The sequence below is a fragment of the Stenotrophomonas rhizophila genome (assembly GCF_000661955.1).
In the GTDB taxonomy this organism is placed as follows: Bacteria; Pseudomonadota; Gammaproteobacteria; order Xanthomonadales; family Xanthomonadaceae; genus Stenotrophomonas; species Stenotrophomonas rhizophila.
In genome coordinates this window covers 1092864-1105255 of sequence record NZ_CP007597.1, presented here as the reverse complement: position 1 = coordinate 1105255, position 12392 = coordinate 1092864, and the positions used below count along the sequence as shown (strand labels likewise).

The window sequence follows — 12392 nt, the reverse complement described above, 5'->3', positions numbered from 1 at the left end:
TCCGCCAGGCACAACCGCAGCTGGTCCATTCGTCGGTGGTGATGACGGAGACCTAAAGACGCAAGAGCAAGGGCGAACGCGTGACCCCGACTAAGTGATTCTGCGGAAAAAACCGCGATTGCGGAAAAACAAAAAGGGCTTCAGATTGCTCTGAAACCCTTTGTTCGCAATGGTGGGCCGTGATGGATTCGAACCATCGACCAAAAGATTAAAAGTCTTCTGCTCTACCAACTGAGCTAACGGCCCATTGCATGCCCCGGCATCGCTGGCGGGGGTGCGCATTCTAACCTACTTTGGCGCTCTGGCGTAGTCGGCCCGCACTCAGGCGTAACGGGTCGGGTCGGCCACGCCGGCATCGGTGAAGCCCTGCGCGCGCAGGCGGCAGGCATCGCAATGGCCGCAGGCCGCGCCGGTGTCGTCGGCGTTGTAGCAGGACACGGTCAGGCCGAAGTCCACGCCCAGGCGCACGCCTTCACGCACGATGTCGGCCTTGCTCAGGAACTGCAGCGGCGCGTGCACCTGGATGCCCGCGCCTTCGACGCCGGCCTTGGTGGCCAGGTTGGCCAGGGCCTGGAAGGCAGCGATGAACTCGGGGCGGCAATCGGGGTAGCCGGAGTAGTCCACGGCGTTGACGCCGCAGAAGATGTCGCTGGCGCCCAGCACTTCGGCCCAGCCCAGTGCGACCGACAGCATGATGGTGTTGCGCGCCGGCACGTAGGTGACCGGAATGCCCTCCCCGCCCGCCTCGGGTACGTCGATGTCATCGGTCAGGGCCGAGCCGCCGATGCTGCGCAGGTCCACGTTGACGGTCTTGTGCGCCACCACGCCCAGCGCCTGGGCAACCGCAGCGGCCGCATCCAGTTCAGAGGTGTGACGCTGGCCATAGCGCACGCTGAGCGCATGCACGGCGAAGCCCTGCTCCTGGGCGATGGCGATGACGGCGGCGGAGTCCATGCCGCCGGACAGGAGGACGACTGCTTTTTTCATGAGGGGGTGTTTCCGGTGGGTTGCGGGAGCCAGCACGCTGTCCCGCGCCGGGATGAAAAATGGAAAATGAGGCGTGGCGAGCGGTCGTCAGGCAGGCGTGGACCGCGGCCGCTTGGTAGCCGAACTCAGCGGCCGGGTTCGTCGTTCCAGAGCAGCTTGTGCAGCTGCATCTGGAAGCGCACCGGCAGGCGGTCTTCGACGATCCAGTCGGCCAGCTGGCGCGGGCTCACCTGGTCCTTGCTGGGCGAAAACAGCACCATGCTGCGTTCGTTGAGGCGGTGCTCGGCGACCATGCCGCGCGCCCACTCGTAGTCCTCGCGGCTGCACAGCACGAACTTGATCTGGTCGCGGCGGGTCAGCAACGGCAGGTTCTCCAGCCGGTTGCGGGCCAGTTCGCCGGAGCCGGGGGTCTTCAGGTCCACCACGCGCGATACGCGCGGGTCGACCGCGCTGACGTCCAGCGCGCCGGAGGTTTCCAGCGACACGTCCAGGCCTGCGTCGCACAGCTTCTCCAGCAGCACCAGGCAACGCTTCTGCGCCAGCGGCTCGCCGCCGGTCACGCAGACGTGGTGCACGCCCTGGGCCAGCACCTCGGCCACGATCGCATCGATGTCCCACCAGGTGCCGCCATGGAAGGCGTAGGCGGTGTCGCAATAGGTGCAGCGCAGCGGGCAGCCGGTCAGGCGCACGAACACGGTCGGCCAGCCGGCGGTATCGGCTTCACCCTGCAGCGAGGTGAAGATCTCGGTGATCTTCAGGCGCGGGAGGGGTGACTGCACGATCTCGCTGGGGAGCGCGGCGGCGGCGGACAGGGAAACGGTCATGGCGGTGATTCTTGGGAATGCGGCATCGGAAACGACAACAGCCGGACGTGCCCGGCGGTTCATGCAGCCGGGCAGAGCCCGGCTCTACGAGGGATCATTATAGCGGGGCGGCCTTGGCGGTGCCCGGACGGCGGTTCAGCGGATCTGCTGGCCCAGCCGGATCGACTGCAGGCGGTCCTGCGCGGTACGCGCGGCATCGCTGCCGGGATAGGTGGACACCACCTGTTCCAGGGTGGCCTGGGCCTGGTCGACCTTGCCTTCGCCATACTGCGAGAGGCCGATCTTGAGCAGGCCGCCCGACGCCTTGTCGTGGGTCGGGTAGCGCGAGATGAGGTCGCGGAACTGCGCCTCAGCCAGCGGGAAATTTCGGGTGGCGTAGTAACTCTCGCCCAGCCAGTACAGCGCATTGGGGGCGTAGACGCCGTTGGGGTACAACTCAAGGAAGCTCAGGAACAGCTGCGCCGAGTCGTCGTACTTGCCGGCCTTGAGCGAATTGAAGGCGACGTTGTAGGCAGTACGCTCGTCACCATTGGCAGCCAGGCTGCCGGCATCGCCATGCACGGAGGGCGGCCGCTCGGAAGCGGCCGTTGCCGGTTTCGGTGCTGCAGCGGCGGGCGCAGGTGCGCTCGCAGCGGGTGCGGCAGGCAGCAGCGGGGCGCCACCTTCCAGTCGGTTCAAGCGGCTGTCCAGGTCCAGGTACTGGTCCTTGGCGGTCTGCTTGAGCTGCTCGTTGTCATGCTGCAACTGCTCCACCTGCGACTGCAGGGCCTGCACCTGGGTGCGAAGCTGGGTGAGCTGGTTGAGCATGTCCATGTTGGACTGGTTGTTCTGGGCCTGCTGCTCAAGCGCGCCAACGCGGTCGGCCAGGCTCTGGCGCTGCGCATTGGCCGGTGCGGCAGCCACAAGGGCTGCCGCAACGATCATCGATAGAAATCGAAAGCGCATCTATTACTGAGCCGTGTACACGATCTCGACGCGACGGTTCTGCGACCAGCAGGACTCGCCCGACTCGGTGCAGACCGGACGCTCTTCGCCGTAGGACACGACGGTCAGCTGCGAAGCCGAGCCACCGTTGGCCTGCAGAGCGGAGTTGACGCCGTTGCCACGACGCTCGCCCAGGGCCTGGTTGTACGCGCGCGAACCGCGCTCGTCGGTGTGGCCCTGCAGGGTGATGCGCGAGGACGGACGGTCACGCAGGTACTTGGCGTGGCAGGCCATGATGGCCTGGAATTCCGGCTTCACTTCTTCCTTGTCGAGGTCGAAGTACACCACGCGCTGGCGCAGGCAGGAATCGGTGTCCAGGTCGCCCGGGCCGTACAGGCCGGAGGTCGACGGGCCGCTCGGGGTGGTGGTCGAGGAGCCGGTGTCAACCGGGGCTGCCGGCTGTTCCTTCACCTTCTTGGAGCAACCGGCCAGGGCGGCCACGGACAACAGGGAGACAAGCAGAACGCGGGTGGTCTTGTTCATGGCGATACCTTTGAGGCTCCTAAAGCCGGATGTGGGATGAATACGGTGGAAATCTTAACACTCTGTTAGCGCTTTGTACGGTAAGGCGACCAAGAAGGCTCACGGACGTCACCGTCGGCCAACACCAGCCGCTGGCGCACGCGCGCATCGGCCGAGACGGCGTACAACACGCCGCGCCCACCCTCACGGGCGGCGTACAGCACCATGCTCGCGTTGGGCGCAAAGCTCGGCGACTCATCCAGCGACCCCGGGGACAGCGTGCTCCAGCGCGCCGAACCCAGGCTGCTGTCCATCATCGCGATCTTGTAGGTATTGCCGCTGCCCTGGGCCACCACCAGCTTCTTGCCGTCGAAGGACAGGCTGGGCGTGGCGTTGTAGTTGCCCTGGAAGGTCACGCGCGAGGCGCTGCCGCCACTGGAGGGCACCTGGTAGATCTGCGGGCGGCCGCCACGGTCGGAGGTGAAGTAGACGTTGGAGCCGTCTGCGCTCCAGGTCGGCTCGGTGTCGATGGCGAAGTGGTTGGTCAGCTGGGTCAGCTGCTTGCTGCCCAGGTCCATCACGTAGATCTCCGGGTTGCCGCTGCGCGACAGCGACAGGGCCAGGCGGCGGCCGTCCGGGGAGAACGACGGGGCGCTGTTGATGCCGCGGAAGCTGGTAACCAGTTCGCGGGCGCCGGTGGAGATGTTCTGGATGTAGATGGCGGAATTGCCCCGCTCGAAGCTGACGTAGGCCAGGCGGTTGCCATCCGGGCTCCACGACGGCGACAGCAGCGGCTCGGCGGAGCGCACGATGGTCTGCGGGTTGAAGCCGTCCGAATCGGCCACCATCAGCGCATAGCGCATGGCATCGCCCTTGCCGCTGGCGGTGACATAGGCGATACGGGTCCAGAAGGCGCCGCGGACGCCGGTGATCTTTTCGTAGATGGCGTCGGCCATCTGGTGGGCAACGTCGCGCATGGCATTGCCACGGGCGGTCATCGCCAGGCCCAGCAGGCGCTCGCCCTTGGGCACGTCATACAGTTCGTATTCGACCCGGTAGGCGCCGGCACCGGCGTCCATGACCCGGCCCACCACGATGTAGTTCTGCTTCAGCGCGCGCCAGGTGGCGAACTGGATCTCGCTCCCCCGGGTCGGCTTTTCCACGATCTGCGCTTCCGGCAGGGTGCGGAACTGGCCCGAACGCTCCAGGTCGGCGCGTACCACGGCGGCGACGTCGGTCTGCGGTGCACCCGCCGACCCCTGGTAGGGCATCGGGACCACGGTGATCGGGGTTGCGGACGCATTGCCGCCGATGATGTCGATATCCAGCCCCTTCTGCTGCGCCAGGGCAGCAAAGGGCAACAACAGGGCCGCAACAACGGCAAGCCAACGAGGCATTTTCTTCATGGACCACTCAAGGGAAGGAAAACCGGAACGAGGGATAGCAGGACGGCGGTGAACCGTTTCGCAATCATGAACCAAAGGGACGTGAAAGCAGAGTCACCGCGGTACAAAACTCACATTGCATTAACGATTGGCATCCCTGCCAGTGCCCCTGCAGGATCAGGGCGAGGTAAAACCGATGTTGAGGCTGCGGTCGAACACGGCCTCGAAACCTTTATAAGGCAGCGGCTGGGCGCGCAATACCGCGCGTTCCAGCGCCGCCTTGCCGGCCGCATCGAACTGGCAGGCCGCATCCAGCTTGACGCTGACGATCGTTCCGCCCGGCAGTTGGGTGATGGCCACCCGGCAGTGCTGGCCCGATGCCATCGACGCCGGGGGCAACCAGGACGCGATGATCCGGTCCCGGATCGCCACCGCATAGGCGGTGCGCAGGCTGACCTGGCCCGGCACCGGCGCGGCATGGGCCAGCGCCGGCAGCAGCAGGGGCAGCAACAGGGCCATGGCCATCCGGGGAAGCATCGTCATCATGCGGCGCTCTGCGCAGGCAGGGCCCAAGGCCAACGGCCCGGGCTCAGTCCTGCGCGGTGAAGGTGAAGTTGATGGTGCGCTGGAAGACCGTCTCGAAGCCGCGGTACGGCAGCGGCTGGGCATTGAGCACGGCGGCCTCGATCGAGCGGCGGCCGGCCTCGTCGAACGGGCAGTCCGGGCTGACCTTGGCGCTGTTCACGGTGCCACCGGGCAGCTGCTGGATGACGATCTTGCAGCGCTGGCCGAACGGCACGTTGTCCGGGCGGGTCCACGAGGCCAGCACCTTCTGCTGGATCGCGGCGGCGTACTTGGCCTGCAGGTCGTCGCTGGTGCCGCCCGCGCCGGCCGCCGGCTTGGCGACGCCGGTCGCGCCGGTGGTGGCCGCGGTGCCGCTGGCCGCGCGCGCCGCTGCGACCTGGCGCAGCTTCTGCTCGGCCAGCTTGGCTTCCTTCTCGGCCTGCTCGCGCTTGCGCCGGATCTCGGCGATTTTCTGCTGGCGCTCGGCTTCGGCCTTGGTGTCGTTGGCCTTCTGCTGCTGGTCGGCCAGCTTCTTCTTCTCGGCCTCTTCCTGCTGCTTGGCCAGGCGCAGCTTCTGCTCGGCCTGCTCCTGGCGCTGGCGCTCGGTCAGGTCGATCTGTTCCTGGCGGCGCTTGGCTTCCTGCTCCTGCTTGGCCTTTTCGGCCGAGATCGCCAGCGCGTTGACCGCGTCCTGGTCGATTTTGTCGGGCTGGGCCACGCGTTCCTGCGCCTGTTGCTGCTGCGGGGTGGGCGCGTCCTGCGGGCGCGGCTCCTCGATCGGCTGCGGCGGCGGCACGGTGTCTTCGGGAATGGGCTCGGGCTGGGCGACCGGTTCGGGCAGGTCGGGCAGCTTTTCCGAGGCACGCAGCGCCTGGCGCGCGGCGGCCGCCTCAGACGCGGACAACTGCAGGCTGGCCTCGATTGCCGGGTCGCCGGCGGCGGCTTCGGTGGTGCGTTGCGGCGACCACAGCCAGGCGCCGATGAACACCAGCGCGAGCAGCAGGTGCACGCCAAGCGCCAGCGCGATCGGCAGACCCCACTTTTCTTCCGGCTGGCGCTGCGGTGGCAGGGCTTCAGCGTGCATCGGTCGCCAGGCCCACCTTTTCCACGTTGGCGCGCTTGATCACGTCCATCGCCGCGACCACCTTTTCATAGGCCACGGCCTTGTCGGCGGCCACGATCACGCGCAGGTTCTTGTCCTGCGCGGCCAACGCGCCCAGCTGCGCCTGCAGCTGGCCGGGGTCCATCGGGGCCGGCTCCTTGGCATCGGGCAGCTTCAGGCTGAGCTGGCCGTCCAGGCGCACCGACACGATCACCGGGTCCTGCTTGCTTTCCAGGGCCTTGGCCTGGGAGCTGGGCAGGTCGACTTCAAAGCTCAGCGTCAGCAGCGGCGCGGTGACCATGAAGATGATCAGCAGCACCAGCATGACGTCGATGTACGGCACGACGTTGATTTCGGATTTGAGCTTGCGGCGCTTGCGGCGGCCGATGGCAGCAGTCATGGCAGGGTCCTTGGTGCGGGGCGCTTACTCGTCGCCGGCGCTCTGGCGCTGCAGGATCGAGCTGAACTCTTCTGCGAAGGTTTCAAAACGGACCGACATGCGCTCCACGCGGGTGGTGAAGCGGTTGTAGGCCCACACCGCCGGGATGGCCACGAACAGGCCGATGGCGGTGGCGAACAGGGCTTCGGAGATGCCCGGGGCCACCGAGGCGATACCGGCCTGCTCACCGCTGTTGATCATGTCGTGCATGGTCACCATGATGCCGAACACGGTGCCGACCAGGCCCACGTACGGGGCGGTCGAACCGATGTTGGCCAGCAGCTCCAGGCTGCGCTCCATCTGGTCCACTTCGCGGGTGTAGGTGGTGCGCATGGCGCGCTGGGCACCTTCCAGCTGCGCGCGACCGTCCAGCCGGCGCTTGTCGCGCAGGCGGGTGAACTCGCGGAAGCCGGCTTCGAAGATCGCTTCCAGGCCGCCCACCTTGCGGTTGCGGTCGGTGGCCGAGCTGTACAGCTTGCCCAGGTCGGCGCCGGACCAGAAGCGGCTTTCGAACTCGTCGGCTTCGCGGTTGGCGGCGTTGAACACGCGCGCCTTGCGGAAGATGATCACCCAGCTGATGAACGACCCGGCCAGCAGCAGCAGCACGATGATCTTCACCGGCAGGCTGGCCTTGACCATCAGGTCCAGGTAATTGATGCCACCGCCATGCGCGGCCTGCGCAACCGTCTGCGCCGCAGCACTGGTCACTTCCTGCGGCAGCGCCTCGGTCACCGTGGCCTGCAGGGCCAGGAGCATTGCGATCATCCGTTGTTCCTCACTGTGCGGATACTTGAAGTTCGTAGGGTTTCAACGCGGCAAGGAGGACATCGTCCATGCCACGCGGTTTGAAAGTGGAGGCATCCAATGCCGCGATCCTGACCTGGGCGGTCAGCAGCGTTTCATCGCCGCGACACACGCACTGGTCGAACACCATGCTGGCGCGCTTGCACTGCACCAGCGTGGCGGTCACCTCCAGCGCATCGTCCAGCCGCGCCGGCTTGAGGAAGTCCATGGTCATCGCGCGGACCGCGAATACCAGGCCATGGTCGGTGCGCGTGCGCTCCTGGCCAAAGCCCAATGCCCGCATCCATTCGGTCCGTGCCCGCTCCATGAAGGCCACGTAGCGTGCGTGGTAGACCACGCCGCCAGCGTCGGTATCTTCCCAGTAAATGCGTGTCGGCCAACTGAACCGGGGCTCAATTTCCATCAATGGCCTCGGCAAACAGATCGGCCGGCGGGTTTTTCGGCTTCAGCCCCATGTGCCGGTAGGCCTTGTGGGTGCACATGCGGCCGCGCGCGGTGCGGATCAGGAAGCCCTGCTGGATCAGGTAGGGCTCGACCACGTCTTCCAGCGTGCCGCGCTCTTCGGACAGGGCCGCGGCCAGCGACTCGATGCCCACCGGACCGCCGTCGAAGTAGTCGACCATGGTCCGCAGCATGCGGCGGTCCAGCTCGTCGAAGCCTTCCGGGTCCACCTTGAGCATCTGCATGGCTGCCTGCGCCACGTCCTGGTCGATATGGCCGGCGGCCTTGACCTGGGCGTAATCGCGCACGCGGCGCAGCAGGCGGTTCGCGATACGCGGGGTGCCGCGCGAGCGCCGCGCGATTTCGGCCGCGCCTTCGGCGGTGCAGTCGATGTTGAGGATGGCGGCCGAGCGACGGACGATCTTGGTCAGCTCTTCCGGGGTGTAGAACTCCAGCCGGTGCACGATGCCGAAGCGGTCGCGCAGCGGCGCGGTCAGCAGCCCGGCACGGGTGGTGGCCCCGATCAGGGTGAACGGCGGCAGGTCGATCTTGATCGAGCGGGCGGCGGGGCCCTCGCCGATCATGATGTCGATCTGGAAATCTTCCATCGCCGGGTACAGCACTTCCTCGACCACGGGCGAGAGGCGGTGGATTTCGTCGATGAACAGCACGTCGTGCGGCTGCAGGTTGGTCAGCAGCGCGGCCAGGTCGCCGGCCTTTTCGATCACCGGGCCGGAGGTGACCCGCAGGGCCACGCCCAGCTCATTGGCGATCACGTGGCTCAGGGTGGTCTTGCCCAGCCCGGGCGGGCCGAAGATCAGCACGTGGTCGAGCGCGTCGCCACGTGCCTTGGTCGCCTCGATATAGATCGACAGCTGCTCGCGCACCGGCGCCTGGCCCAGGTAGTCGGCCATGCGCTTGGGGCGGATGCTGGCGTCGGTGCCCTCGTCTTCACGGGTGGCACCGGCACCGATGATGCGGTCGTCTGTCATGCGGCAATTATGCGGCAAAAGGGCCGCGATCCGCGCCCCGGTAGTGCCGGCCGCTGGCCGGCTCCACGCGATCCACGCTCCCGGTAGTGCCGGCCGCTGGCCGGCTCCACGCGATGCAGGGGTCATGGGGAGCCGGCCAGCGGCCGGCACTACCGGGAACGCGTCGGAGGGGCACGCCGAAGGCGCGGGGATCAGGTGGAATGCGCCCGGGTCCCAAGGTTTGCGAAGCAAACCTTGGGCCGCAGGTGGCGATCTGACGCAGTCAGATCTCCACCTGCGCCCCAAGCTCCACGAGCCGGTTGCCCGGAATCCGGAAGAACCCGGTTGCCGGGGCGGCATTGCGGTGCATGAGCGCGAACAGCTTGTCGCGCCAGATCGGCATGCCCCGGTTGGCGGTGGCCACGATGGTCTCGCGGCTGGCGAAGAAGGTGGTGTCCATCGGGTCGAAATAGATCCCGCCGTGGTCGCACGAGCGCATCAGCGCCAGCGGCACGTCCGGGGTTTCCATGAAGCCGAAGCGCACGTAGATGCGGTAGAACTCATCGCCCACCGACTCGATCTTCAGGCGCTGGCCCTCCGGGGCGTATGGCACCGGCAGGGTCACCACGTGCAGGAACACGTTGCGCTCGTGCAGCACCTTGTTGTGCTTGAGGTTGTGCATCAGCGCATGCGGGGCCACGGTGGGGTCGGCGGTGAGGAACACCGCGGTGCCTGGCACCCGTACCGGCGGGGCCAGCATCAGCCCGGGCAGGAAGGTGTCGATGCGGATGCCGTCCTTGCGGATCTCATCGCGGAGCAGCTCGCGGCCGCGCCGCCAGGTGCGCATCATGGTGAACAGCACGATGCCCAGCACTACCGGGAACCAGGCGCCCTGCAGCAGCTTGGCGCCGTTGGCGATCACAAAGCCCAGGTCGATGATGAAGAACACCACGCACAGCGGGATGATCCAGTAGCGCGAGGTCGGCCACAGCGCGCGGGCCACCAGGGCCAGCAACAGGGTATCGATCAGCATGGTCGCCGACACCGAGATGCCGTAGGCCACGGCCAGGTTGGACGAACTGCGGAAGGCCAGCACCAGCCCGATCACCATCACAGCGATGCCCCAGTTGATGCCCGGGATGTAGATCTGGCCGATGGTGTCGTGGGAGGTGTGGGTGATGCGCATGCGCGGGATGTAGCCCAGCTGCATGGCCTGGCGCGAGACCGAGAAGGCGCCGGTGATCACCGACTGCGAGGCGATCACCGCGGCCATGGTGGCCAGGATGATCATCGGGTACAGCGCCCAGTCGGGCACGGCCTCGAAGAACGGGTTCTTCACCGCCTCGGGGTTGTTGAGGACCAGCGCGCCCTGCCCCAGGTAGTTCAGCACCAGGCACGGCAGCACGAAGAAGTACCAGGCATGGCGGATCGGCTTCGCCCCGAAGTGGCCCATGTCGGCGTACAGCGCCTCGCCACCGGTGACCGCCAGGACCACCGCGCCCAGGATGAAGATGCCGTGCCAGCCGTGCTCCATGAAGAAACGGAGCGCCCACATGGGGTTGAAGGCCTTGAGCACTTCCGGCGCATCGACGATGTTCCAGATGCCGATCGCCGCCAGCGAAATGAACCAGATCGAGGTGATCGGCCCGAACAGCTTGCCGATCTTCTCGGTGCCAAAGCGCTGCACCGCAAACACCGCCAGCAGCACCACCACGGTGATCGGCACGATGAACGCATGCAGCCCGGGCGCGGCGACCTCCAGGCCTTCGACCGCACCCAGCACCGAGATGGCCGGGGTGATCACCCCGTCGCCGAAGAACAACGAGGCCCCGAAGATGCCCAGGATGCCCACCACGTAGGCCGAGCGCGAGCCATGCCGCAGGGTGCGCTGGGTCAGCGCCATCAGCGCCATGATGCCGCCCTCGCCCTCGTTGTCGGCGCGCATGATGATGGTGACGTACTTGAGCGTGACCACGATGTTCAGCGCCCAGAACGCCAGCGACAGCACGCCCAGGACGGTGTCGTGGTCGCTGTTGAGGCCGTAATGCGGCGAGAACGCTTCCTTCAACGTGTACAGCGGGCTGGTGCCGATGTCGCCGAACACCACGCCGATGGCGCCGATCATCAGGGCCATGCCGCCGGCCGCCGGCGCGTGGCCGTGCGCGGCGTGGCCGTTGTCGTGCTGGGTGGAAGAGGTGGACATGGTGCTCCGGGCGGACGCGGTCGGTATCAGGAAGAAGGCAGCGCGCGGGTCAGCGCAGCGCGGCCTGCAGGGCCTTGCGGATGACGGTGGCGACATCGTCGCCCTCGGCGTTGGCATCGCGCGCCATGCGCGCCGCCTCGGCCGGCTTGTAGCCCAGCTGCTGCAGGGCCACGGTGGCCTCGGAGACCGGGTCGGTGGCCGGCGCGGCACCGGCCAGGGGCGCACCGCCCCCGCCGAAGTTGGCCGCGCGGTCGCGCAGCTCCAGCACCATGCGCTCGGCGGTCTTCTTGCCGATGCCGGGAATGCGGGTCAGCGCAGTGATGTCACCGGCCTGCAACATGCGCGCGAACTCGTCCACGCTCACCCCCGACAGCACCGCCAGCGCGATCTTGGCGCCGATCCCGCTGACCTTCTGCACGTCGCGGAACAGGCGGCGCTCGCCCTCGCGCAGGAAGCCATACAGCGACACGCTGTCTTCCTTCTGCGCGTAGTGGGTGAACAGGGTGACCTCGCGGCCCAGCTCGGGCAGGTCGTAGAAGGTGCTCATCGGCGCCTCCAGCTCGTAACCGACGCCATTGACGTCGATGAGCAGCCACGGCGGCGCCTTGTAGGCCACGATCCCGCGCAGACGACCAATCATGCAGCTTTCCTCATTTGCGGCTCCAGGCCATGCGGGCGTTGACGCCCAGGCGTTGCGCCGTTGCCCGTACGTGGGCGTGGGTGATGGCCACGGCCAACGCATCGGCGGCGTCGGCCTGCAGCTTGGTTTTCAGGTTGAGCATGAGCCCGACCATGTGTTGGACCTGTTGTTTTTCCGCGCCACCGCGGCCGACCACGGCCAGCTTGATTTCGGTGGCCGCGTACTCGCTGACCGGCAGGTCGCGCATGACCACGGCCGAGATGGCCGCGCCGCGGGCCTGGCCCAGCTTCAGGGCCGAGTCGGGGTTGCGCGCCATGAACACTTTTTCGATCGCCACTTCGTCGGGGCGGTATTCCTCGACCAGGGCATTCAGGCCCAGCACCAGCAGCTTCATGCGCTGCGGGAAATCGTCGGCGCCCAGCAACACCAGCGGCAGGTGGTGCACGTGCACGACCTTGCCGGTGGCATCCACGTCAATGATGCCCACCCCGGTGCGTTGCGAACCGGGGTCGATGCCGAGGATGCGGGTCATGCGGCACGCACGCGGCCGGGCAGGACCCGGAACGGAGCAGTGCGGCGGCGATGG

Annotated in this window: 14 protein-coding genes and 1 tRNA gene; all 15 read right to left on the bottom strand. The window is 67.1% G+C overall.

The features are described 5' to 3' along the window. Nucleotides 1-170: 170 nt before the first annotated feature. Nucleotides 171-246, bottom strand: a tRNA-Lys gene (locus tag DX03_RS04660). Between the two features lie 75 nt (nucleotides 247-321). Further along, the gene (gene queC / locus DX03_RS04655) at nucleotides 322-987 is read right to left on the bottom strand and encodes a 7-cyano-7-deazaguanine synthase QueC (protein WP_038686732.1); all 666 of its coding nucleotides are present in this window, start codon (nucleotides 985-987) and stop codon (nucleotides 322-324) included. Between the two features lie 125 nt (nucleotides 988-1112). Continuing rightward, a complete protein-coding gene (gene queE, locus DX03_RS04650) occupies nucleotides 1113-1811 on the bottom strand; it encodes a 7-carboxy-7-deazaguanine synthase QueE (RefSeq protein WP_038686731.1) in 699 nt (232 codons plus the stop codon). Between the two features lie 135 nt (nucleotides 1812-1946). After that, nucleotides 1947-2756 (bottom strand): tol-pal system protein YbgF, encoded by an 810-nt coding sequence (ybgF, locus tag DX03_RS04645; protein WP_038686729.1) that lies wholly within the window; start codon nucleotides 2754-2756, stop codon nucleotides 1947-1949. A gap of 3 nt (nucleotides 2757-2759) precedes the next feature. Further along, on the bottom strand, nucleotides 2760-3278 hold the full coding sequence (pal, locus tag DX03_RS04640) for a peptidoglycan-associated lipoprotein Pal (protein WP_038686727.1): 519 nt from the start codon (nucleotides 3276-3278) through the stop codon (nucleotides 2760-2762). A 65-nt stretch (nucleotides 3279-3343) separates the two neighbouring features. After that, entirely contained in the window at nucleotides 3344-4663 is a 1320-nt protein-coding gene (gene tolB / locus DX03_RS04635) for a Tol-Pal system beta propeller repeat protein TolB (RefSeq protein ID WP_038686725.1), read from the bottom strand. A gap of 156 nt (nucleotides 4664-4819) precedes the next feature. Then, nucleotides 4820-5161, bottom strand: coding sequence for a TonB C-terminal domain-containing protein (locus DX03_RS04630; protein ID WP_219335243.1), 342 nt, complete (start codon nucleotides 5159-5161; stop codon nucleotides 4820-4822). Between the two features lie 70 nt (nucleotides 5162-5231). Beyond that, nucleotides 5232-6290, bottom strand: a complete 1059-nt coding sequence (gene tolA / locus DX03_RS04625; RefSeq protein WP_038686721.1) for a cell envelope integrity protein TolA — start codon at nucleotides 6288-6290, stop codon at nucleotides 5232-5234. Continuing rightward, nucleotides 6280-6708 (bottom strand): protein TolR, encoded by a 429-nt coding sequence (tolR, locus tag DX03_RS04620; protein ID WP_038686719.1) that lies wholly within the window; start codon nucleotides 6706-6708, stop codon nucleotides 6280-6282. Before tolR ends, tolA begins: the two co-directional genes overlap by 11 nt. Before the next feature lie 24 nt (nucleotides 6709-6732). Next, nucleotides 6733-7512 carry a protein TolQ gene (gene tolQ / locus DX03_RS04615; protein ID WP_038686716.1) on the bottom strand — a complete coding sequence of 260 codons (780 nt, stop codon included), beginning with the start codon at nucleotides 7510-7512 and terminating at the stop codon, nucleotides 6733-6735. 10 nt (nucleotides 7513-7522) lie between these two features. After that, on the bottom strand, nucleotides 7523-7954 hold the full coding sequence (ybgC, locus tag DX03_RS04610) for a tol-pal system-associated acyl-CoA thioesterase (RefSeq protein ID WP_038686714.1): 432 nt from the start codon (nucleotides 7952-7954) through the stop codon (nucleotides 7523-7525). Beyond that, nucleotides 7944-8984, bottom strand: coding sequence for a Holliday junction branch migration DNA helicase RuvB (ruvB, locus tag DX03_RS04605; RefSeq protein WP_038686712.1), 1041 nt, complete (start codon nucleotides 8982-8984; stop codon nucleotides 7944-7946). The genes ybgC and ruvB overlap by 11 nt, the downstream gene beginning before the upstream one ends. Before the next feature lie 262 nt (nucleotides 8985-9246). Further along, on the bottom strand, nucleotides 9247-11166 hold the full coding sequence (locus tag DX03_RS04600) for a potassium transporter Kup (protein ID WP_038686710.1): 1920 nt from the start codon (nucleotides 11164-11166) through the stop codon (nucleotides 9247-9249). 49 nt (nucleotides 11167-11215) lie between these two features. Next, entirely contained in the window at nucleotides 11216-11806 is a 591-nt protein-coding gene (gene ruvA / locus DX03_RS04595) for a Holliday junction branch migration protein RuvA (RefSeq protein WP_038686709.1), read from the bottom strand. A 10-nt stretch (nucleotides 11807-11816) separates the two neighbouring features. Continuing rightward, nucleotides 11817-12338: a crossover junction endodeoxyribonuclease RuvC gene (ruvC, locus tag DX03_RS04590; RefSeq protein WP_038686707.1), complete on the bottom strand. Its 522-nt coding sequence runs from the start codon at nucleotides 12336-12338 to the stop codon at nucleotides 11817-11819. Nucleotides 12339-12392 lie beyond the last annotated feature (54 nt).

Bases quoted from the DNA above. Each gene is read 5' to 3' on its own strand.
- queC (WP_038686732.1), bottom strand. From the start codon at position 987: ATGAAAAAAGCAGTCGTCCTCCTGTCCGGCGGCATGGACTCCGCCGCC.
- queE (WP_038686731.1), bottom strand. From the start codon at position 1,811: ATGACCGTTTCCCTGTCCGCCGCCGCCGCGCTCCCCAGCGAGATCGTG.
- ybgF (WP_038686729.1), bottom strand. From the start codon at position 2,756: ATGCGCTTTCGATTTCTATCGATGATCGTTGCGGCAGCCCTTGTGGCT.
- pal (WP_038686727.1), bottom strand. From the start codon at position 3,278: ATGAACAAGACCACCCGCGTTCTGCTTGTCTCCCTGTTGTCCGTGGCC.
- tolB (WP_038686725.1), bottom strand. From the start codon at position 4,663: ATGAAGAAAATGCCTCGTTGGCTTGCCGTTGTTGCGGCCCTGTTGTTG.
- DX03_RS04630 (WP_219335243.1), bottom strand. From the start codon at position 5,161: ATGGCCCTGTTGCTGCCCCTGCTGCTGCCGGCGCTGGCCCATGCCGCG.
- tolA (WP_038686721.1), bottom strand. From the start codon at position 6,290: ATGCACGCTGAAGCCCTGCCACCGCAGCGCCAGCCGGAAGAAAAGTGG.
- tolR (WP_038686719.1), bottom strand. From the start codon at position 6,708: ATGACTGCTGCCATCGGCCGCCGCAAGCGCCGCAAGCTCAAATCCGAA.
- tolQ (WP_038686716.1), bottom strand. From the start codon at position 7,512: ATGATCGCAATGCTCCTGGCCCTGCAGGCCACGGTGACCGAGGCGCTG.
- ybgC (WP_038686714.1), bottom strand. From the start codon at position 7,954: ATGGAAATTGAGCCCCGGTTCAGTTGGCCGACACGCATTTACTGGGAA.
- ruvB (WP_038686712.1), bottom strand. From the start codon at position 8,984: ATGACAGACGACCGCATCATCGGTGCCGGTGCCACCCGTGAAGACGAG.
- DX03_RS04600 (WP_038686710.1), bottom strand. From the start codon at position 11,166: ATGTCCACCTCTTCCACCCAGCACGACAACGGCCACGCCGCGCACGGC.
- ruvA (WP_038686709.1), bottom strand. From the start codon at position 11,806: ATGATTGGTCGTCTGCGCGGGATCGTGGCCTACAAGGCGCCGCCGTGG.
- ruvC (WP_038686707.1), bottom strand. From the start codon at position 12,338: ATGACCCGCATCCTCGGCATCGACCCCGGTTCGCAACGCACCGGGGTG.